The sequence below is a fragment of the Streptomyces cinereospinus genome (assembly GCF_042430725.1).
Lineage (GTDB): Bacteria > Actinomycetota > Actinomycetes > Streptomycetales > Streptomycetaceae > Streptomyces > Streptomyces cinereospinus.
This window is the reverse complement of the sequence record NZ_JBHMCY010000037.1, coordinates 18,314-39,049: the sequence shown is the minus strand read 5'-3', so window position 1 is coordinate 39,049 and position 20,736 is coordinate 18,314. Positions and strand designations below refer to the sequence as shown.

16 protein-coding genes are annotated in these 20,736 nt (G+C 67.5%); 9 read left to right on the top strand and 7 right to left on the bottom strand.

Features of this window, described 5'->3' with window-relative positions:
* Positions 1–34: 34 nt before the first annotated feature.
* The 4 genes from ACFF45_RS20065 to ACFF45_RS20050 all read right to left on the bottom strand — a co-directional run bounded on the left by ACFF45_RS20065 (position 35) and on the right by ACFF45_RS20050 (position 3,848).
* The gene (locus ACFF45_RS20065; RefSeq protein WP_417801366.1) at positions 35–1,423 is read right to left on the bottom strand and encodes an SCO6881 family protein; all 1,389 of its coding nucleotides are present in this window, start codon (positions 1,421–1,423) and stop codon (positions 35–37) included.
* A gap of 37 nt (positions 1,424–1,460) precedes the next feature.
* A complete protein-coding gene (locus ACFF45_RS20060) occupies positions 1,461–2,159 on the bottom strand; it encodes a hypothetical protein (RefSeq protein WP_381347778.1) in 699 nt (232 codons plus the stop codon).
* Positions 2,159–2,467, bottom strand: coding sequence for a DUF6112 family protein (locus ACFF45_RS20055; protein ID WP_230215745.1), 309 nt, complete (start codon positions 2,465–2,467; stop codon positions 2,159–2,161). Before ACFF45_RS20055 ends, ACFF45_RS20060 begins: the two co-directional genes overlap by 1 nt.
* A gap of 253 nt (positions 2,468–2,720) precedes the next feature.
* Positions 2,721–3,848: a C40 family peptidase gene (locus ACFF45_RS20050; RefSeq protein WP_381347817.1), complete on the bottom strand. Its 1,128-nt coding sequence runs from the start codon at positions 3,846–3,848 to the stop codon at positions 2,721–2,723.
* A 586-nt stretch (positions 3,849–4,434) separates the two neighbouring features.
* Between ACFF45_RS20050 and ACFF45_RS20045 the strand changes: the two genes are divergently transcribed.
* Together ACFF45_RS20045 and ACFF45_RS20040 are read left to right on the top strand one after the other, a co-directional pair.
* Complete coding sequence (locus tag ACFF45_RS20045; protein ID WP_381347816.1) at positions 4,435–5,184, top strand: DNA-methyltransferase; 750 nt, start codon at positions 4,435–4,437, stop codon at positions 5,182–5,184.
* Between the two features lie 138 nt (positions 5,185–5,322).
* Entirely contained in the window at positions 5,323–6,699 is a 1,377-nt protein-coding gene (locus ACFF45_RS20040; protein ID WP_381347777.1) for an IS1380 family transposase, read from the top strand.
* 243 nt (positions 6,700–6,942) lie between these two features.
* Here the strand turns inward: ACFF45_RS20040 and ACFF45_RS20035 are convergent, their stop codons facing one another.
* Positions 6,943–7,884, bottom strand: coding sequence for a transporter (locus ACFF45_RS20035; protein ID WP_381347776.1), 942 nt, complete (start codon positions 7,882–7,884; stop codon positions 6,943–6,945).
* A gap of 279 nt (positions 7,885–8,163) precedes the next feature.
* Here ACFF45_RS20035 and ACFF45_RS20030 point away from each other — a divergent pair, with 279 nt between their 5' ends.
* The 6 genes from ACFF45_RS20030 (at position 8,164) to ACFF45_RS20005 (ending at position 14,916) form a co-directional block, all read left to right on the top strand.
* Positions 8,164–8,367, top strand: a complete 204-nt coding sequence (locus tag ACFF45_RS20030) for a hypothetical protein (protein ID WP_381347775.1) — start codon at positions 8,164–8,166, stop codon at positions 8,365–8,367.
* A gap of 56 nt (positions 8,368–8,423) precedes the next feature.
* A complete protein-coding gene (locus ACFF45_RS20025; protein ID WP_381347774.1) occupies positions 8,424–9,035 on the top strand; it encodes a restriction endonuclease in 612 nt (203 codons plus the stop codon).
* A gap of 68 nt (positions 9,036–9,103) precedes the next feature.
* Positions 9,104–10,501, top strand: coding sequence for a competence protein CoiA (locus ACFF45_RS20020; RefSeq protein ID WP_381347773.1), 1,398 nt, complete (start codon positions 9,104–9,106; stop codon positions 10,499–10,501).
* A 191-nt stretch (positions 10,502–10,692) separates the two neighbouring features.
* Positions 10,693–12,231 carry a UvrD-helicase domain-containing protein gene (locus ACFF45_RS20015; protein WP_381347772.1) on the top strand — a complete coding sequence of 513 codons (1,539 nt, stop codon included), beginning with the start codon at positions 10,693–10,695 and terminating at the stop codon, positions 12,229–12,231.
* Between the two features lie 212 nt (positions 12,232–12,443).
* A complete protein-coding gene (locus ACFF45_RS20010; RefSeq protein ID WP_381347771.1) occupies positions 12,444–14,225 on the top strand; it encodes a hypothetical protein in 1,782 nt (593 codons plus the stop codon).
* An 82-nt stretch (positions 14,226–14,307) separates the two neighbouring features.
* Positions 14,308–14,916: a hypothetical protein gene (locus ACFF45_RS20005; RefSeq protein ID WP_381347770.1), complete on the top strand. Its 609-nt coding sequence runs from the start codon at positions 14,308–14,310 to the stop codon at positions 14,914–14,916.
* Between the two features lie 70 nt (positions 14,917–14,986).
* Here the strand turns inward: ACFF45_RS20005 and ACFF45_RS20000 are convergent, their stop codons facing one another.
* Complete coding sequence (locus ACFF45_RS20000) at positions 14,987–16,630, bottom strand: UvrD-helicase domain-containing protein (RefSeq protein WP_381347815.1); 1,644 nt, start codon at positions 16,628–16,630, stop codon at positions 14,987–14,989.
* Between the two features lie 600 nt (positions 16,631–17,230).
* Between ACFF45_RS20000 and ACFF45_RS19995 the strand changes: the two genes are divergently transcribed.
* The gene (locus ACFF45_RS19995; protein ID WP_381347814.1) at positions 17,231–18,289 is read left to right on the top strand and encodes a DUF6083 domain-containing protein; all 1,059 of its coding nucleotides are present in this window, start codon (positions 17,231–17,233) and stop codon (positions 18,287–18,289) included.
* On the opposite strand, the gene ACFF45_RS19990 is transcribed toward ACFF45_RS19995, so the two are convergent.
* Positions 18,286–20,460, bottom strand: a complete 2,175-nt coding sequence (locus ACFF45_RS19990) for a hypothetical protein (protein ID WP_381347769.1) — start codon at positions 20,458–20,460, stop codon at positions 18,286–18,288. The genes ACFF45_RS19995 and ACFF45_RS19990 overlap by 4 nt on opposite strands.
* Positions 20,461–20,736 lie beyond the last annotated feature (276 nt).

Genomic DNA, 20,736 nt, shown 5'->3' with positions numbered 1-20,736 from the left:
CGCCGTCGGGGCGGCCCGCCCCCATCAACCAGGGCTAGGAGCGCGAACCGCCCTGCGGTGGGTTGGGGTAGACCCACTGCTGCGGTATCGCCGAGCCCTGCGGAGCGGGACCAGCGCCGGACGAGGCCGCGCCTCCCTGCGCGGCCGGAGGCCGTAGCCGAGTCGCCGGCCCCTGTGGCTGCGGGCCCGCAGGTGCCTCGGCTGCCGCGGAGCCTGACGATGCTGGGGCGTTCGCCGCGGCCTGCTGTCCGGGGCGCCGGATCAGCGGCTGGCCCCGGTCACCGTCGGTCGGCGGGCGCTTGATGAGCGGAGTGCCCTTGTCGCCGGTGGCGTTGGGATCCTCGCCGTAGCGGAACCGGACCTGCTTCGGCGTACCGGTGCTGCTGTTGCCGCCGGTGGGGTCGATCCCGGAGGCGACCCCGCCCGAGCCCATGCCCGGTACGCTCGCAGGGCCCTGCGGAGCGGGAGTGCCGGTGCCGGCCTGGACAGCGAGCTGCCCGGCAGTCTTTGCGCCGCTGGCGGCGGTGACGACGCCGGAGGACCCCGAGCGGTGCAGGTCCTCGCCGCCTGCGCCATCGGCGGCCCAATGCACGAACTTGTACGTGGCGTACGGGGTGAGCATCACCAGGGCGAGCACGACGATGCCGGCCATCGCATCCGACAGGGCGGACAACCCGTCCTTCGCATCCGCCTTGCCCATGGCTGAGACACCGGTCAGGAACACGATCGTCATCAGCAACTTCGACACGACGAGCGTGGCGGTGGCCTCGATCCAGCCGCGCCGCCAGCGCTTGGCCACCTCCCAGCCGCCTCCGGCCCCGGCGAAGACCGCCAAGGTGACCAGGATCAGGATGCCGACCTTGCGGAAGACCATCACGCCCCAGTACATGAACGCTCCGATGGCGGCGCCGAGGGCGACCATTGCCTGGACCAGCCAGCCCAGTCCGCCCAGTTGCCCGAACTGGCTGACCAGGACCACGCGGCGGACCGCGTCGGAGATGCTGCTCTTGGCGAGGGTGAACAACCCCTCGGAGAGGGCATCGACGACGGTCAGGGCAACGGTGGTGAAGGCGATCGCGGTGAAGGCGAAGAAGACGCCCACGATCGTGCCCTTCAGCGCGTCGAACAGCGACTCGCTGTCGCGGCGCCAGGCGGCCCGGATCAGGGCCAGGCAGAAGGTGCCGATTGTGAGGATCAGCCCGATCGGCAGCAGCAGCTCGTAGTTGTCGCGGAACCAGGACGCGTTCAGGTTCACCGTGGTGGTGGCGTTGATGCCCTCGGCGGCGAGGTCGGCCGCCGAAGCAGCGAGCTCGCCGGTCGACTTGGCGATCCAGGCGCCGATACCGTCGGTGATGGCGTCGCCGACCCCGCTGGTGACGCTGTCGCAGACGCTGGACATCAGCGGCAGTTCACAGACGTTCACGGCCATGGCAGATGCCTCCTTTCTTTCTCGTGCGGGGTCAGGGGCTGACGCTCGGGGCCATGCCGGACAGCGCGCAGCGCTCGTGGGGGCGGCACTGGACGGCGAGCGTGATCGAGCGGGACTCGGCACCAGCTCCGCCGCCGTCCCAGGCGATGGACTGGGTGCCGGTGACGGTGACCGCGTAGACGTACGCGGTGGTGATCGCGCCCGGGTTGTCGTTGAGTGCGGCCGTGAACGCGGTCGGGATGTGGCCCTCGCTGATGCGGGCGGTGGCGTACTGGCCGTTCGTCCGCAGCTGCTTCCACAGATCCTTCGTGGGCAGCTGGGCGCTGACCGAGGACCAGTCGGCGTACTTCTTCTCGCTGGTCATCCATGCCTTCAACCCGGCCAGCTGCTGCGGCTGTGACAGCGTGCGGGCGTCGTAGGACCACAGGGCCTTGGCGAATGCCTTGCCGAAGACCACCGGGTCGGTTGTCTTCGGCGGCTCGGCCACCGAGCCCTTGCCGACGGGCTCAGAGGCTGACGGGGATGGTGCAGCGCTTGCCGTTGCGGTCGCCGAGCCGGTCGCGCTCGGGGCGGAGGGCTGGGCCACCCTGTTGCCATCGCGGGTGAGATACGCGATCAGCCCGGCGACCGCCGTGAGGACGGCCAGGACCGCGTGCCCGGCCAAGGCCCGGCCGGGCACTCCTGATGCGCTGCCCGGGCGTGCGTGCGTGGCAGATCGATTCGCCAGCATCAGTGGACCTGCGAGCCGAGCGCGGAGAAGAAGGTGACGATCCCGTTCGCGGCGCCGAGCAGCAGCGCGCAGCCGGCGGCGACCGTGGCGCCCTTCTTGCCGTTGGCCTCGGCCTGGTGCGAGCCGGAGTGGTGGCCCCAGGCCCACACCACAGCGGAGACGGCCAGGGCGCCGACGACGGCGATGATGCCGAACAGGTTGATCGAGGAGATGACCTCCTTCAGGACCGACAGGCCCGGCAGGCCACCCTCCTTCGGCGTAACACCCGGGTCATAAGCCAGATAACGGACGTGGTCGGCAAGATTCATGGAAACTCCAGTTCGAAAATAGGTATGCGGAGATGCCCGGGCAGGGCGGAGAGGGGGGAGAGGAGTCTGAGGCGACGGCCTTGGAACCGAGGAGTTACGGCCCCGGAGCCACGGCGGGGAGCCGGGGGATCAGTCGAGGGCCATGCAGGAAGCAGCGGTGAGGCGTTCGATTCATGGAGGGGTCAGTCCCTCGAATGGGGGAATGACGGCCGGCGGAGCGCCAGAGAGAATGGGGCGGTTGGGGTCCGCGTAATCAGGCGACGATGCGGCGCACGGCCAGGACCTGGGATTTCCAGGCCGCGAGTGTGGTGATCCGGACCACGTCACCAGTGCGCGGCGCGTGCACGATCAGCCCGGAGCCGATGTACATCCCCACGTGATCGGGGGCTGCGGCGGTGCCCTCGGTGAACAGCAGATCACCTGGCTTCACCGCACCCAGGGAGACGGCCTTGCCCTCCTTGACCTGGGTGTAGGTCGTACGGGAAAGCGTCACGCCGGCGGCGGCGTACGAGCGCTGCATCAGCGACGAACAGTCACAGCGCCCCATCGGGTCCTGTCCGTGCGAGTCCGTGCACGAGCCACCCCACTGGTACGGAGTGCCGAGCTGGCCGAGCGCCCACCGGATCGCGGTCCGTACCTTGGCGGGCGCGTCGGCGGGAATCTCGTACCCGTCCGGCAGCGCCCCGGCGGGAATCGTGCCGAAGCCGGCACCGTCCTCCCCGCCCTCGGCCGCGCAGCCGGAGGAACCAGCGGCAGCGGTCGGAGTATCGGTCGATTCACCAGCGTCATCCGCGGAGCCCAGGGCCTTCGCGATCGCCGACTGCAGGGCGGTGGCCAGGTCCTCCCACTTGGCGTACGCGCCTGGGTAGCCCGAGCGCTGGACCTCCTGCGCGGCCTGCGTGACGGTCAGCTGCTGCCACCCGTCGACCTTCAGGAGGTGTGTATAGAACTGCGTCGCCGCGTACACGGGATCCTGGATCTGCTCGGCCGTGCCCCAGCCCTGCGAAGGACGCTGCTGGAACAGCCCGAGCGAATCCCGGTCCCCGTACGACAGGTTCCGCAGGCCGGACTCCTGCAGGGCGGTCGCCAGGGCGACCACCTGTCCACGCGTTGGCACCTTGAGCGCGATGCCCGTGGCGACGATGGTCTTCGCGTTCGGTATCTGCTCGGCCGGATTGCTCAGACCCGCGGTCGAGACCGAATCGCCCTTACCACCGTTCAGGATCGACTCCACCTGTCGGGCGACGGCCGCGCTGTCCACAGCCTGTGGACTGCTGGCGGTGCAGGCCGCCGCATCCTTGGCGGCTACGACGACGAGCGGGGCGGCCAGTAGCAGGGGACCGGTGGCGACCAGGCCCACGACGGCGCCGGTCGTCTTCACGGCCACCGCCGGAATAGGAGTTTCTGGGCATGCTGCATTCGCAGCTCCTTACTGTGGTGGCGCGGCGCCGGTCTCTCGTGGAAAAGGTCACCGGCGCCGCGCCGGTGTGAATCCGAACTCCCGCAGGAGCGAGAGGAATCCGTTATCCGGGGCTGCTAACTCCCGGATCGCGGTGATGTCATCGGGGCGCGGCAGCCAGCCGCGCTCGTAATCTCAGGCAGCACATCGGAAATGCATCCCCTCACTCGTCGATAACACGCCTCAACTGTGGTTCCGGGGCTGCCCCGTTGGACGGGACAGCACAGAACAACACAGGTCAGCAGGAGTGGAGGCGGGCTCCGTCCTGCGAACACGGTGAGACAGTAGACGCGATTTCCGGCCGTACCAAACGACCTCTCGATCCGGCCCGTTCTCAGTGCGACAGAGTGGCTTTGGGCTCATTGGGTGCGGCCGGAATTACCGGCTAACCTCCCGCCCATCAACCGCCCCGAATGGCTGCTCCCGATGCCGCTCGGAGCCACCGCTGCGCGACTCCCGAAGGAAAACGCGCGCCATGACCGAAACCCCGGAAAGCGAGAACTCCCGGATGCCGTACACCCTCCACCGAGGCGACGCACTGACCGTGCTCGCCGGCCTCGGCGACGACAGCGTCGACGCCGTGATCACCGACCCGCCGTACAACAGCGGCGGACGCACCAGCGCCGAGCGCACGGGCCGCACCGCCCGCTCGAAGTACACCTCCGCTGACGCCGAGCATCAGCTGGCGAACTTCCCCGGCGAGAACCGCGACCAGCGCTCGTACGGCTTCTGGCTGAGCCTGCTGCTCACCGAGGCATACCGGGCCACCGCCGAGTCCGGCGCCGCACTGGTCTTCGCCGACTGGCGCCAGTTGCCGACGACGACGGATGCCCTCCAGGCCGCCGGGTGGACCTGGCGCGGCATCGCGTCCTGGCACAAGCCGGTCTCCCGACCGCAGAAGGGCCGCCTGAAGCAGTCATGCGAGTACATCGTCTGGGGCACCAAGGGCCCGGTCGATGCCGACCGCAACCCCGTCTATCTTCCCGGCCTCTACACCGCGAGTCAGCCGAGGAAGGACCGTGTGCACATCACTCAGAAGCCCGTCGAGGTTATGCAGGAGCTGGTCAAGATCTGTCCGCCCGGCGGCACCGTCCTGGACCCCTTCGCTGGGTCCGGCTCCACGGGCGTCGCCGCGCTGCTCGAGGGGCGCCAGTTCGTCGGGATCGAACTGTCCGACCACTATGCGGACATCGCGGAAGAGCGCCTCCGCAGCGCCCTGACGCAGGACGACTTCGAACTGGCAGGACCCGAAGAATGAGACCGGACCACGCTAGCCTCGCGCTTTCGCGAGATGGGCTGTCCAAGAGTTGATCAGAAACACGGAAAGTGCCCTTGACCTGCAACGATAGGACTTGCTGAGGGTCCTGTTGGCTGCAAGGAAAAGAGCACTTTCCAGGTGAGAGAGCCTATCTCGTCGTACCCACGTGTCCGTGTCCAGGGAGACGGTCGGCAGGTGGTCTCGCAGGCCGGTGCGGTCCTGCTGCTGGAGACGGTCCGCAAGACGGGCCTTGACCAGGCGATATCCGCAGCTCTGGCTCCGTGGCGGAAGCCGCGGGCCGTCCACGATCCCGGCAAGGCTCTCCTGGACGTGGCCCTGGCTGTCGCACTGGGTGGGGACTGCCTCGCGGACGTTGCGACGCTGCGGTGTGAGCCGGCTGTCTTCGGCCCGGTCGCCTCCGACCCGACCATCTCCCGTCTGATCGACACCCTCGCGGCATCCGGCGAGAAAGCTCTGCAGGCCGTCCGGTCCGCACGCTCCCAAGTCCGCCATCGTGCCTGGTCGTTGGCGGGCGAGACGGCCCCGGATGCCGACGGCCGGGTCACGGTCGATCTCGACGGCGTCCTCGTGATCGCCCACTCCGACAAGGAGGACGCGGCCGCGACCTGGAAGAAGACCTACGGCCATCACCCCCTGACGGCCTTCGTCGACCACGGACCGGGCGGAACCGGTGAGCCCGTCGCCGCGCTCCTCCGACCGGGAAACGCGGGCTCCAACACCGCCGCCGACCACATCACCACCGCCCGACTCGCCCTGGCCCAACTGCCCAAGCGCTACCGGCGAGGACGGCAGACGCTGATCCGCACGGACTCCGCCGGCGGCACCCACGACTTCGTGTCCTGGCTCGCGAAGCGGGGCCGATGGCTGTCCTACTCGGTCGGCATGACGGTCACCGAAGCGATCCACGAACACATGCTGAAGGTCCCCGCCTCGGCCTGGACCCCGGCCGTCGAGGCCGACGGTGAGGCCCGGGACGGGGCCTGGGTCGCCGAGCTCACCGGCAAGCTCCTTCACGGCTGGCCCAAGGGCATGCGGCTCATCGTGCGAAAGGAACGGCCTTATCCCGGCGCCCAGTTGAGGATCACGGACGCGGACGGCATGCGGATCACGTGCTTCGCGACCAATACCACCGGCCGGCCGATCGCCGAGCTCGAGCTGCGTCACCGGCTGCGGGCCAGGGCCGAGGACCGGATCCGGGCCGCCCGGGCCACCGGCCTGCGCAACCTGCCCCTGCACGACACCGCCCAGAACCGGGTCTGGATGGAGATCGTCCAGATCGCGCTCGACCTGCTGGCCTGGATGCCCATGCTCGCGCTGACCGGCCGGGCGAGGCTCTGGGAACCGCGTCGCCTGCGGTTCCGCCTGTTCTCCGCAGCCGGCCAGCTCGTCACCACCGGTCGGCGCAGGATTCTCCGCCTCGCCCGGCACTGGCCCTGGACCGGCGAGATCACCACCGCCCTTGAACGGCTCGCGCTCCTGCCCAACCCCGGCTGACCAGCAACCCACCGTCCCTGCGACAGCATCACCCGCCCCGGGCAGTGGAACCCGGCGTCCACCCGACGCGACAGCCGGGCCACCGGCCTGCCCGGCATCAGCTCCGGAAAGCGAAAGGGTCCACCGACTCCGTCGGCGGACCCTCACGAAAGATCGAGGCTAGACCGCCGTCCTTGAAGGCACGCAAAACGAGGGCCGGTGTGCATCGAAGCTGCGATACACGCCGGCCCCCGCACATCTGGGTCAGCGGCCTTCGACGCTTCGCCGGACGAGGTCACCGGCTCTCGCCAGGTCCTCCTGGGAGCGGATCCGCAGCTCGAGAGGGCCGGTTCCCAGACAGCCAATCTTGCGCACATCACGGGCGAAGCCCTCGACAAGCTCGACCGTGTCCGGATCGACCGCAAGCCGGACCACGAGGGTGTGGCTGCGCGGCTGGACACGGACGGTCGCGACGTTCTTGATCCGCCGGTAGGCGACGTAATGCAGCTGGAACTCCTTCTGCACATCGGCATGGGAGATCAACATGGCGTCGAGGTCGGCGTACAGGTCCCGTAGAGACTGAGGCGACTCGTCGTAGAACTGCCAGACCGACTTGACCACCGAACTGCCACCCCCAGAACCCTCCGAGGGTGCACTCGTGTTCGCCGGCGCGCTCGGAGTCCGGGATGGTGCCGCGGATCCGGTCACGGAGGCGACCAACTGCAGAGCCAGCAGGCCCCCGCCGAAGTCCCGGTAGCTCACGAGATCGATCCGGCGGCCGATCTCCTCCAGCGCGTTCGTGTCGTGCGACGTGAAGTCCCCGGCGATGCACTCCAGGCGCGGATTGCTCCAGTCGACCGAGCCGGCCGCCTCGTCGCCGAGCCGCTCCTTCACCAGGCTCTCGAACTCGTGCCGGTGATCCCGCAGCCACGACAGGTACGACAGCGCCTGAGTGATCACCGCCTTACCATTCGAACGCTTGTACTCAATGATCACCGGGTTGCCGCACTCGTCCAGTCCCAACGAGTCGATCCGCCCCCGGTGCCGCGAACCCGTGCCGTACTCGGACGCCAGGAACCGTATTCCGAGCATCGCTTCCATGTTCCGCTCGATCAGCGTCTGCAGGTGACGCTCCAGCGCCACCGCCGCTCCCGGGATCTCGGCCGCATGCCCGTCTGCGACGCGGAACAGCTTCAGATCGTTCACCGGCTCCCCCGTTCACCTCGATGGCCTCGCACGGAACAATCGATTCCGGGCAGCCGCGTATTCCGGACACAGTGCAAGGGGAGAGCCGGCCCACTACCGCCCCGGCTGTGAGGGGGAGTCGCGGTAGGGGTCGGACACCTGCGCGATCGGATCCGGACAGCAGCAACGTGCCTTATGCGAAGTTGACTTGATGATCCGTCATCTGCTGTCAGTGGTGGCTGCTACATCAGTAAAGGACGGGCTGCACGAGGGCGGTCCGCTGGTGTGGAGGGGGTCCGTATGGCGTCCAAGGGCAGGCCGGGGATGCACTACCGGCGCGGCGGCTGGGTGAAGAACCCGACGCCGAAGAAGAAGAGTGGTGCGTGGATCGCGGCGGCTGTGGTCGTGGTCCTGCTGTATGGGTGGCTGAACGGCTGCATCAACGGGGACTCCAAGGACGATTCCTCGCCCAAGCCGGCCTCCTCCTCGTCCCAGAACCGGTGAGCCGCCGGATTCCCTGGCCTGGCGTTCCCCGTCCGCGCAGGCCAAGGGACCGCGCCGTGGTGTTCCTGGCTCTCGTGCAGTTCGGCTCGCCGATCGCCGGGCTCCTCTTTGGCGCCTGGTACGTGCTGCCTGCGGTGGCCGTCGGCGCTGGAGTGGCGCTCTTGCTGCGGTGGTGGCGACGGGCAGCGGCTGAGCGGGCCCGCGCGGTCCGGCTGGCGAGCCTGCGGTTGACGCTTGGCGAGCTCGACGCGCTGGATCCGACCGGTTTCGAACTCGCGGTGCGCGACTTGATGGTCCGAGACGGGATAGCCGCCCGGCACGTCGGGCGGCAGGGTGATCAGGCTGCCGACGCGATCGGCAAGGACTCCATGGGGCGCACGTTCGTCGCCCAGTGCAAGCACACCACCAGCGGCGGCCGGGTCGCATCCCGCGTGATGTATGAGGTGAACGGCACCGCCGGGCCCGCCCACGGAGCCGACATCGCCGTCGTGGTCACCAACGGGACGTTCACCCGCGACGCGCGCGTCTGGGGAGACCGCCACCACGTCTACTGGATCGACCGGGACCGCTTGCGTCAATGGGCCGAAGACGGGGTCTCCCTGCAACGGATCCTGAGACTGCCCATGCGGAGCGGGCCCCGACGGTCAGCGAGCAAAGCCACGGCCTGAGCGTGGGGAGCCCCTCCGGTGGGACCACACCGGAGGCCGCGCACAAGGTCGTTGCCGATGGGAGGCGTATGGCGTTCACCGCGATCCATCCGGAGCACGGGCGGCTCGACGCGACCCGCAGCGATCTGGGCTGCGGGTTGGATTGGTCGCAGGTCTACCGTGTCCGTCCCCGCGTTTCACTGACGTGCCCCGAGTGCGGTTGGGGCGTCCACGCCAAGCGCTCTCCGCGCCGGGCACGGTACTTCGCCCACAACCCCGGTAGGCCACCGGACTGCCAGCTGTCGAACGAGTCCGTCGAGCACCACCTGCTGAAGCTGGAGCTGGCCACGGTGGTACGAGCCTCCGGCTGGCACGCGGAGCTCGAAGTGCGCGCCCCCGACGGCTCGTGGCGAGCCGACGTCATGGCCTCCGCGCCCGACGGAGGCCGCCGCATGGCCTGGGAAGCTCAGCTCTCCCCGATCACCCTTGACGATCTGCGGGAGCGGACCGGCCGGTACACCGACGCAGGAATCGGGGTGTGCTGGGTTTCACCGCGTGACGATGGTGTGCCGTGGCTGGGCGCGGTTCCGGCAGTGCGCGTCACGCCACCCCCGCAGGGTGCCACCGAGTGGACGGTGGCCGACGGCATCGCGCAGTTTGACGAAGGCCGCGGGGCCTGGATCCGGGTGAAGGGGACCGAGCTTGGCGTCTTCGCCCGCTGGGTGCTGAACGATCAGATAGCACCTCACTCCATCCTGGCGCGGTATCGCCGTATCTACCTCACGCCCGGCGGCGCCATGGCCCGCCGCGGGATGATCTGGACGACGGCACGTTCCACCGCGGCCGAGGCCCGGCACGAAAAGAGGCGCCAGCGGCAAGAAGCGTGGAAGCGGGAACAGCAGCAGCGGGAAGAGGAAGCAGAAGAACGCAGGCGACAGGAGGAGGAAGCCCGGCGGCAGGAAGAAGAACGCCGTCGCAAGATCGAACAGGAAGCCGCTCAGGCTCAGGCACGCGAGCGGCACAGGCTGTTGATGATCGAACTGGAAGCCGAGCGCAAGCGCCTAGAAGCTGAGCGACGGGAAAAAGAAGAGCAGGCCCGGCAGGCGGAGCAGGAACGGCTGGAGAGGGAACGTCGGGAACGGGAGGCCGCCGGGCGGTGGTGGGCGGAGCTGTCCGCCGAGCAGTGGCGGGAACTGCTCGACGCGGTGGCCGCGCTGTCGCTCAAGGAGAAGTCCGCCAGAGCAGCACCTCATGACAACCAGACCGTCGCAGAATACGCCTACGGCGTTCCGGTGTACGCGGTCGGCAAGCTCTACGGTGTCGTACGCCCCTACCCTGCCTCCGTGCCCCGCTGGTCTTTTCACCGCGTGACACGCGTCTTCGTCCGCAACGCGCGGGAAGCGGAGCTGGTCATCGAGCAGGGCGTTGACGCTGCCAATGTGGTCCACTTCGACCTGCCCGACTACGAGCAAATGCACCTGTGCTGAGCCAACCGGGCAGCGTGTGACACGGCCAGGGCGAGCGCAGGCCGTGCCGATGCTGCCCGGCCGAGCATGGGCCGTCATCCGGCTGGCAGTGCGCAAGGGGCAGCGGATTTTGTGATCGCCGGACGCGAGCCGTCCCTGTGTGTCACCGTGCGATTGCGCTATGAAGCCGCACCCACCCTTTGAGGAGCACGATGCCCACACCTACCCATGAACAGAGCACTGCCGTCGATACCTTCCGGCGCGGGGACCACCTGGTTCTGCAGGCCGGCGCCGGAACCGGGAAGACGACGACGCTGGCGATGCTCGCGGCCAGTACGACCAAGTCCGGCCGGTACATCGCGTTCAACAAGTCGATCGCGAGCGACGCGGCCCGCAAGTTCCCCAGCAACGTGCGGTGCAAGACCGCGCACTCGCTCGCCTTCGGCGCCGTGGGCCACAAGTACGCGTCTCGGATGAATGCGCCCCGGCTGCCTGGTTGGAAGACCGGCGCCTCCCTGGGTATCGCCGTCAACATGCGCATCCGCATCGGCGAGCGGAACGTCACCAACAAGGCGCTCTCGTATACCGTCCTGCGGACAGTCACCCGCTTCTGCCAGTCCGCGGACAGTGCCATCCAGCGCCACCATGTCCCGCGTCTGCGCGGCATCGAAGCCGAACACCTGCACGCCCAGCTCGTAGACGTCGTGCTGCCGTACGCCAACCAGGCGTGGAAGGACGTCCAAAACCCCCAGGAAGGCGTCGTCCGCTTCGACCACGACCACTACCTGAAGATCTGGGCCTTGACCGAACCCCGGATCCAAGCGGACTTCCTGCTGCTCGACGAGGCCCAGGACACCAACCCCGTCGTCGAAAAGATCTTCAATGCCCAGCGCAACCACACCCAGCTGGTGATGGTCGGCGACTCGGCCCAGGCGATCTACGGCTGGCGCGGAGCCCGGGACGTGATGAGTGCCTTCGACGGCACCCAGCTGGCCCTGTCCCAGTCCTTCCGCTTCGGCTCCGCGCTCGCCGAGGAAGCCAACCGGTGGCTGCACATCGTCGAATCCCCGATCCGGCTGACCGGCACCTCGGCGATCAACACCCGCCTGGAACGCGTAAAGGAACCGGACGCGATCCTGTGCCGTTCCAACGTCGGCGCGATGCTCGAAGTCATGCGCCTGCTGGAGGAAGGCCGCCGCGTCGCCCTCGTCGGCGGCGGCGAGGCTCTTCGCGCCCTCGCCAGAGCCGCCCGCGACCTCAAAGCCGGCAAGCGGAGCACCCACCCCGAGCTGATCCTCTTCGAGTCCTGGGGCGAGCTACAGGAATACGCCGAATACGACCCGTCCGGCCGCGACCTGCTGCCGTTGGTCGACCTCGTCGACGAACACGGCGTCGACGTCATCCTCGACGCGGTGGACAAACTCTCCATCGAGCAGGGCGCTGAAATCGTGGTCTCCACCGCCCACAAGGCCAAGGGCCGAGAATGGGCTTCCGTCCGCATCGGCGAGGACTTCACCGAGCCGGTGGATCAGGAAGAGACAGACGAGAACGGCGACCCTCTGCCTGGCGACATCGACGACGCCGAAGCCCGCCTCGCATACGTCGCTGTCACCCGGGCCCGCCACCGACTCGACATCGGCGGTCTGGGCTGGATCAACCAGCACCCCGACGGCAACCCCGGCGGGACACCTCCGCGCCAGGACCCCGAACCTCTCTCTCCTTGGGACACGTTGGGGCCCTCTCCGAACTGAGACGCCACGCCAAGGTGTGCCCGTCGGCCGCGGGCACACCTCCACGCGCTGTCACGGCGTCGCTGGTTCAGCCAGCCCCGTGCGCAACAGGGACCTGCGCCATCGTGCGCGCAACGGTAAGCGGCGATCTTCGTATATGGCCCCTTGCAGCCGGTGAGCGGCCAGGTATGAACCGATCAGCAATGTCAGCGGGGGCTTCTACAGTGGGTGACGTGACCGACCTTCCCGAACCGCAGCCGACCGTCGATGACCTCTCCAACCTCATCCCGGCAGTCATCCCGGACGACGAGGCCGATGCGGAACTTGTGACCATCGGTGAGCGCTATTGGGCCTTGGCCGGCTTCGCTCCGGATTACGGCACACCCGTGTGGTGCGAGAAGACAACGGACATCGAGACCGCTGGGTGGGGTAACCAGATTTACGTCGTCGCGGCGGCTGGCGTACGGGCTGTAGTCCCCGGACGGAAGTGTCCCGAATGTGGTGGGCCGCTCAGTCTCGCCTCCCGGACCGCGTTCCAGCAGGTCTGCGACGGCAACGACCCCGCCTGCGTGGAGTGCACCGAGTCTCTCCTGCTCGCAGTACGTGCTGTCCTTGATCCTGCGCGCAAGGCCAAGCGGGAAGCCGCCAAGGCCAAGGCGCAGGCGCAGCAAGCCGTCGACGAGGCCCGCGCCCAATGGCAGCAGGCCCAGCAGGAGAGCGTTGCGAAGGAATACGCGGCCGTCTTCCCGTCGGAGCACACCACACTGCCCGTCGCCGGCGTCCGGGACATGATCGGCGCCCTGGCGCTGCTGCGCTACGCGCCCTCCACGTCGCCCATCGCCGAAATCAGCGCCTGGCCGGACCCGCTGCACCCGGACACCAGCAAGATTGGATCGCTCCTGGGAACGCTGGTGCGAGCGGGCCTGCTGAAGATCCACCCCTCCAGCCCCGTCACAGCCTTCGTCTGGGTGCCGGAGACGTTCGAGGACGCCCTGAGCGAGGCTGAGGGCGATCTGGGCGCGGTTGCCACGCCACAGCTCACCAGCAGTTTCTATCCGCTGACGGCTCGCTATTACGCGCCCTACGGCACAAGCCCTGGGAAGGCCGTAGAGACACTCGACGCCCACCTTGCCTCCGCCCTGGACCCGGCCGGCATGCACGCAGGACATCACGACGACCTCTTGGCCGCTGCCCAGGAACTCATCGCTGAGGAAGCCCTGCGCTACTTCTCCAACCGGCTGGCAGAAATCCATCTCCCCGCTGTCCCGGAGAACCACTCCGCCCGTCTCAGCGAGGCGGCCTACAAGCTCGCCGAGCACCGAACGCTCGGCGAGATCTACAGCCTTGTCTGGCGGGCGACCCGGGCAGCAGCCGAAGCCGCGCAGAAGAACCCTCGGGCTCCGCGCGCCCACATGAGCACTCATGCCATCAACCAGTTCGAAACTCATGCCCACCGCGCGGTCGCAGACCCCGACTGGGAAATCAAGCCGTTCAACGAGATTCCGGGCCACGGCCCGGCGGCCATGACCCGGGCGCTCTTCTACAACGTCCTCGACAGCAGCCCGATCGACACCAGCCTCCCCCAGATCAAAGAAGCTCTGCCCGCTCCCATCCCGCAGGCAACCGCAGAGAAGCCCTCCGCTGCGTCGGACGACGACCAGCTGACCATCACGATTGAGTGGCTCGATGCCTACCCCAACAGCTGGAATCCCGAGGATGTCCCCGCTGCGCTCAGCATCCTCAAGGAGAAGCGGGAGGAGACCCCTGAATGGCACTTCGAGGGCAAGATCCTGGCCCGTGGAGCGGCACAGCTGCACCGCCTCTATGAACGGCTCGCCCCCACCATCGGTACGAGACAGGCAGCCCTGGCGGTACTCGCCGCCACCGCTATGCTCGTCCACCCGGTGACGATCAACGGCAAGTCGCTCACCAACGGTGAGTGGATCTTCGGCAAACTCAGCGGCCTCCTCCTCGGCATCCCGGAGGCGGACTCCGACGACGAAGACGACGCCTGACAAGGGTGACGTCGCTATCCTCTCTTCCCGCTCGTTCTACCTGGTGGCCTTGCTATCCAGCACCATCAAGGAGAAGCCAGAGATGAATGAGACCCTCGCTGTCCAGGACGGAAGCGAACCCGGCATGGAGCAGAGCGAAGCTGTCCGGCGGGCCGGCGAAGAGCTCCTTCGTGTTGGTGGCGATTGCACCACCCGAGCCGAGCTTCTCGACTACATTGCTGAGCTGGGACATGTCGCCTCCGCCATTCGATACGGCTTGATCAATGCGGCGTGGCGGGCATTGCTCGGTGGTGGCGCGCCTCTTGACCGGCGCCCCGGGGCAGGAGAGGTCGAGCGTGTGCTCTCGCTGAGGACTCCAGGCACGGAAGATAAGCACCCAGCTGAATCCACTTTCATGCATGCGACGGCCGACGCACTGAAACTTGCGGAGTGCCTTGGACATGTATTGCAGACAGCGTGGTTCGCTGGGATGAGCGAAGAGACACGCATTGCCGTCGGTGAAGCTCGCGGCCGGGGTGAACGCGACATCGTGAACCGGGTCATGCAGGCCGTCAAGGACGGTCTCGTTGCATCCCTTCCCGCCGACCTTGTCGAAGAGGCAGCGGCAGCGATCGCGAATGCCATGCGCAGCCCCCAAAAAGACAAGAAGGACTCGGCCAGTTCTGCAAAGGATCTTCCTTCGGGTCTCTGACCTGGGCAATGCCCGCGCGCGTGGCCCGAACCCGATTCCGTGGGCCGGCCTTGACGAAGGGCTCATTCGGTCAGGTCCCCTCGGTCGCGTGATGGGCCGATCGCGAGTGTTCGTGAGGGCAGCGGGCCGCTCCGGCTGGAGGAATGGGCCCCAGTCTTTCCCATGGTGAGGACGGGGCGTTTGGGGCGGGACCGTCGCCTGGGTCGCCGTCGGGGCGATCGTTGATCCAGCCGAGACCGCCTGGGTCGAGTTGGCGGCGAGCTCGGGTGACGGCAACGTAGGCCAGACGCGCCTCTTCCAGGTTGAGTTCCTTGGGCAGCGAGTTGCCCTCTTCGTCGACCTCGTCGCTGGGGGCAGGCTCGAAGTCCGGTGCGATCCGTACGGATGGCCATTCGCGGCCCTTGGCCTTGTGGGCGGTGGAGACGGTGACTTCGGCCTGGGTTTCGGGGCTGAGGCGGTGCACGGCGTCCAGGATGACTTCGACGCCGTGCTCGTCGATTACGTCAACGAGGGGCAGCAAGTCCTGTCCGGACGGATCGTACGTGGCGTACTCCTGCAATTCGCCCCAGCTTTGGAAGAGCACAAGTTCGGGGTGGGTCGTGCGGCGCCCGGCTTTGAGATCAGCTGCGGCGCTGGCCAGGGCCGCCAGAGCATCGCCGCCTCCTACCAGAGCGACCCGGCGGTTGTTGTTGAGCAGATCGAGGATCTCCATCATGGCGCCGACGTTGGTACGGCACAGGATCGCGTCGGGATCCGCGACAGGCCCGATGAGCGTGTCGATGTCGGGGGTGCCCTGCAAACGGATCGGTGCTTCTACGATCGCCAGCCAGCGGTTGGCTTCCTCCGCCAGGGCTGGGCCGAACCGGAAGGACTGCGACAGGGAGAGCTGGTCGCCGTCGAAGTCGGTCATCACGTCCCGTGCTCCCCGCCAGCCGTAGATGGCCTGAGCGGAGTCGCCGACCATGACCAGCTGGGCGTGCGTGCGCTGGTTGGTGAAGACCTCCTCGATCACCGGGTTGGTGTCCTGTGCTTCGTCCAGAAGCAGGTAATCGGCATGGATCTTCGGCTTGCCCAGGGCCCACATTTTCAGGTAGTGGTCGTGCTCGAAGCGGACCACGCCTTCGTCGGGATTCTGCAGGTCCTCCCAGGCCCGGCGGGCGTAGGGGAGGGCGATGTTGGCCAGCTGAAGGTGAAAGTGCTGGTCCTCCAAGCCACGAAGCACGGGGACGTGGTAGGGACGGAAGTCCGTGTCGGCTGAATAGCAGAACCGCTTCACGGTGCGCAGCACGGTATATGAGAGCGCTTTGTTGGTCACCTTGCGGTCACCGATCCGCACGGTCATGTTGACGGCGATGCCCAGAGCCTCGCCGGTCTTCCAGCTGGGCTGGCGAGGGGCGTTGAGCCGCTCGGCGTAGCGGTTGCCGACAGCCGCGAAGGCAAGGGAATGCGCGGTCTTGCAATTCACGTTGGCCGGAAACTTGCGGCGGGCGTCTGTTGCGATTGACGTGTTGTAGGCCACGTACCGGCCTCGTCGGCGGTCGCTTTGGGCCAGCATCACGAGCGTGGTGGTCTTTCCTGTGCCGGCACCGGCCTGCAGCGCGAGGTTCTGGCCCGAACGGAATGCGGCGACGGCTGCCTCTTGCTCCCTTGTCGGAGCGGGGCGATGGCGGGGAGCCGGGAGACGTTGTCCGTGGCCCGGCCTGCTCTCAGTAATTGGCGCGTAGCCGGACGACGGCGGGATGGGAGCGGAGGTCGGCCGATCGAAATGGCTGGTCTGTGGGTCAGGTGAGGCCGGCGGTGCCGTGGGTTCGGGCTCGTCCGCAGTGGAAGCCCGCAGTTGCTCCAGCCAGCCCCGCGCGAAGGCTGCTGCCTGCTGGATGACGTCCAGGTCGGCGCCCGCCCGGCTGCGTACGCCGATTTCGCGGTTGATGCGGTTGTTGACCTGTGAGTAAGACAAGCCCGAGCGCCGCGTCAGTTCACCTACGAGACGGCGCAGTTCGATCTGAGGATGGAGCGCTGCGGAACGGACCGGGATCGGCGGCGCCTCGGAAGCCGGTGTGAACAGCTCCATCTGGTCATCGTCGGGCGGGGCCGACTGGGCCTTCCGCTCCTCCGAGGGCGGTTCGCCACGCATCCACGTCTCCCTGAGAGTGACCGTTTCAATGCAGAGGGTAATTCGTGGGCGCGCCAATCCGGAACCGTAAATCACCCGAACTGCCTAAAACCGGAGATAGCCCTTCGCGTTGGACGAAGTGGCCGTTGGTGAAGTCCAGCCCCTTGCCCTGTCTTTCCGGGAGCCGTCGTGAGTTCGTGGATGCGGATCTGGCACAGCAGCCAGTCCAAGACGCCAGTCAAGGACTGTGTCGAGCGCTGCACTTGGTGTGGGAACTCCGTCGAGTGGCATGACACTTTCGAGGGAACTCGCGTCCCGATCATCCCGAGGGAGTTCCCCGTCCGAGCTGTGCCTCCCCGGTACCGCTGGCACCTGTCGAACGGCACCGCCTACCTGGGAGCCAATCCGCGAGATTATGGCTACTGCCGCGTTAAGCACTCCTCGGTCTGTCCGGCCGTCGAACACGACGACCTCGATCCCGCCATGCAGCCCTTGGTACGCGCCCTGGCCATCCGCATACAGAAGGCGATCGCCGAGGGCTTGTTCGTGCCGACGCCCGTCGGGCCGCGAGGCGAGGCCGAGGTGCAAGAGCCCGATCCGGCCATTGCGGAAGAGCGTGGCGGTACTCGGCACGTCATCAAATACAGTGGTTTCCTCCGCATCTGCCCCGGCCCTCTTGACGAGCTGACCTGCGTGGCTGCGACAGCCGAGGGCCGATGCGAGGCGTTGGTCCTCGACGAAGACGAGGGGTATTGGGAACAGATCGACGCTCCCCATCTGCCCGGCCGCGCGGGACAAATGACCTTGCTCGACCTCCGTGGTCGGGCGTGGGTGTGGAGTATCGACACCATCGATTTCCAGCATGCGCTGCGCTGGCTGCGTCAACGCTGCCACGACCACGGGAAGTACGGGTCCTATCCCGATGCGTCCCCCACGGAACTGGTCACCTTCGATCCATACAGGCACGGCGACTTTCTGATCAGCGACCGCCCCGCAGGTTACCGGGCCTCGCCCGTCCGAGGGTGGGAACTCTCCCCGCGAAGGGCGAAACGGCAACGCTGCGCCACGGAGGACTGCCACAACAGCACGGTTGTCGCTGTCGAAGAGGGCTGGCTGTGTTGGCAATGCGAGAAGCAAGCCAAACGCCGACGCGCCGTCCACGCCAAGTGGCAGGCCAAGGCATCAGCAGCCCGGGCGCTGTCCAGTGAGGAGTCGGCGGTCGGTGAACAAGACACCACGGGCGGCGGCACGCTGCCCTAGTCATCTCCCGGCTTCCGGCCTCTTCTCGCCTCGGACTCCGTGACGAAGCCGTCGATGATCCATTGCCCGCAGTATCCGCTTACCAAGTCGTAGGTAACCGGGGTAGTCATCAGCCGCGCGGCGGAGGCCGCGCCGAGAGCTGCGGCGCGGGCGTCACCGGTGGCCCCGGCCAGATCTCGCCATACGGTGGCCAGGGACATGGCGGCCTCGGCCAGCACCGGAGCACTGGTGTTGGTCTCGGGGCCGTCATCCAGATTCTGCAGCCCCTGGAGGTACGCGATGAAGCCTTCGGGGGTCCAGCCCTCCGGATGTCGGCGCAGCCATGCCAACGATGTGTCCAAGGGCAGCGGCTGAACCGTGTCCGGAGACGTGTCGCCGCCCGGAGCGACAGACAGGACGGCGGGCGGCATTTCCCTCTCTGCGTCGGCACGGCTGGTGGTGACGGGATTCTTGTCCAGCACGGTGTAGAACAGCGTTCGCGTCGCTGCGCTGAGTTCCACATTGCTGTTCGTATATGGCTTGAGCGGATAGTCGAGCCCTCCGCCCACGGCATCCTGCACATACGCTTCGAAGCGGTTCACCGCATGGGTGCTCATGTTCGCTCGCGGGGCACCGGGATAGATCTGTGCGGCGTCGGCTGCCCGAACCGCGGCACGCCAGGCCAGATTGTTGATCTCGCCGAGAGACAGCGCCTCTGCGGCGCGTTCGGTAGCGTCGCGAAGCCGGACGAAATGAGTGTCCGGCACGGCAGGCAGATGCCGGACCTGGAGCTGGTAGTCGAAGTAGCGCATGGCTTCACGGGCGATGAGTTCCACCAGCACGCCGAGCAGTTCGTGCTGTCGCTCGAGCGTCATCCGGCCCGGGTTGAGGCGGTCGATCAGATGGGCGTCCAGGGCAGCCGCGCCCGTGCCCAGGCTGGATCCATAAGGCGAGTAGTGCGCAGCGCGCGTCGGATAGTACCGATCCGACAGCTCAGGCTGCCCAACCGCGTCCAGGTCACCGCCCGCTCTTGCGAGAGCCTCCTCGGCGGTCCGGGGTTCCTCCCAGGTGAAGGCGCCGGTGACGCTGTCGGGGTGGACGGCCAACAGCCCAGCCCGGACGGTCTCGGCCACCGCACCCGCCACCAGCTGTGGCTCCGGAAGAAGCGGTGCCTCCCACAGATCGACCGGACCCAGCGGGTTCGCGCTCGCCGCGTAGCGCAGCAGCGCCAGCGCAGTAAGTTCGGTGCGGACACCCGCATGTGGGATCGGCGCTTCCTGAAGATGGCGCACCGGATAGCGCTCCCGGATGGCCTCCCGTTGCTGAGCTGACCACTGGCGCTTGATGTCCTGCTCGGTTCGTGCGCGCTGTGCCTGCTCCTGCAAGGCCGTGCGTTCGGCAACGTGTTCAGGGTCGTGCAGACGGCGCAGCGCGTCCTGCATGCGCGGAGTGCAGTCCACGCATCCAGGGTCGCCGCCTTCGAACAACTGCTGATAGGCCCACCGTGAGGTTAGAGTCAGTGGTCCCCCGCAGCGCCGGCAGGACCGATCGGGCAGGATCGCACGGACTCCTGCGGCTGCGGCGACGTGCGGCTTGCCCCAGCCATGGCCTTCCAAGCTCGCCGCTCTGAACCGCCAGGCGACGCAGGCTGAGTTCGGGTCCCGGCTGACGATCTCCCAGTAGCGCCGCCCCAGCGTGACCAGTTCCTCGGGTGCTTCGGGGACCGGCTCGATAACAGGCCGGGGGATCAGGGCCTGGGGCTCAGCCTCGTCATTCCGTTCGATTGATGTTGTGGCTTCGCCGTCCGTGGGCCGTGGCACCACGGAGGAAGTACAGGAAGCGCAGCGTCGCCCGGGAGACTGGAGCCGGGCCAGTTGACGACGGGTACGAACTGAGACGGGACGACCGCACTGGGAGCACGTCAACCGCAACGCCACGGCATAGGAGTTGGCCGAGACCGTTGCCGTCGTCGACGGGTCCGGTACCGCGTGCTTCCAGGCCCCGTCCGGGGCCAGTGCCCAGTAGGCCACGCACGTCGAGCGCACCTCGGAGGAGGCATCGGCGGCGACGATCACCTTCAGGTGCGGGTCCTCCTCCGAGGGCTGCACCGTAACGAGGTCGGCCGCAATGTTCCGGTCAGCGGCTTGCTGCTGGGCACGTTCGCGTCGCCGGCGCCTTTCGCGTTTGCCCATGACGTGCCTCGCTGAGTCGTGCCGCGTGCCGTGCACCCTGGTGGTTCAGAGCAGAGGTGGCCTGTCCCGGTTGGAGCCGACCACACCTCTCGGGAGAGTACGTCGCCCCGAGTGCGCCATCTGGGTGACGGATTCGTCGCTGTTGCGGCGTGCACAGCGCTATTGGAGAAGGGGGCATCGAGTAGTTCACCAGAATGTGGGACAGGTAGTGGTCGCCGTGCTTTACAGATAGCGGCCCTCCGCAGGGCCGCTATCGCCTGGGTAAGCAATAGCACC

Excerpts from the sequence above, each read along its gene's own strand:
- ACFF45_RS20060 (WP_381347778.1), bottom strand. The coding sequence starts at position 2,159 with ATGCTGGCGAATCGATCTGCCACGCACGCACGCCCGGGCAGCGCATCA.
- ACFF45_RS20055 (WP_230215745.1), bottom strand. The coding sequence starts at position 2,467 with ATGAATCTTGCCGACCACGTCCGTTATCTGGCTTATGACCCGGGTGTT.
- ACFF45_RS20045 (WP_381347816.1), top strand. The coding sequence starts at position 4,435 with ATGCCGTACACCCTCCACCGAGGCGACGCACTGACCGTGCTCGCCGGC.
- ACFF45_RS20030 (WP_381347775.1), top strand. The coding sequence starts at position 8,164 with ATGGCGTCCAAGGGCAGGCCGGGGATGCACTACCGGCGCGGCGGCTGG.
- ACFF45_RS20020 (WP_381347773.1), top strand. The coding sequence starts at position 9,104 with ATGGCGTTCACCGCGATCCATCCGGAGCACGGGCGGCTCGACGCGACC.
- ACFF45_RS20015 (WP_381347772.1), top strand. The coding sequence starts at position 10,693 with ATGCCCACACCTACCCATGAACAGAGCACTGCCGTCGATACCTTCCGG.
- ACFF45_RS20005 (WP_381347770.1), top strand. The coding sequence starts at position 14,308 with ATGAATGAGACCCTCGCTGTCCAGGACGGAAGCGAACCCGGCATGGAG.
- ACFF45_RS19995 (WP_381347814.1), top strand. The coding sequence starts at position 17,231 with ATGCGGATCTGGCACAGCAGCCAGTCCAAGACGCCAGTCAAGGACTGT.
- ACFF45_RS19990 (WP_381347769.1), bottom strand. The coding sequence starts at position 20,460 with ATGGGCAAACGCGAAAGGCGCCGGCGACGCGAACGTGCCCAGCAGCAA.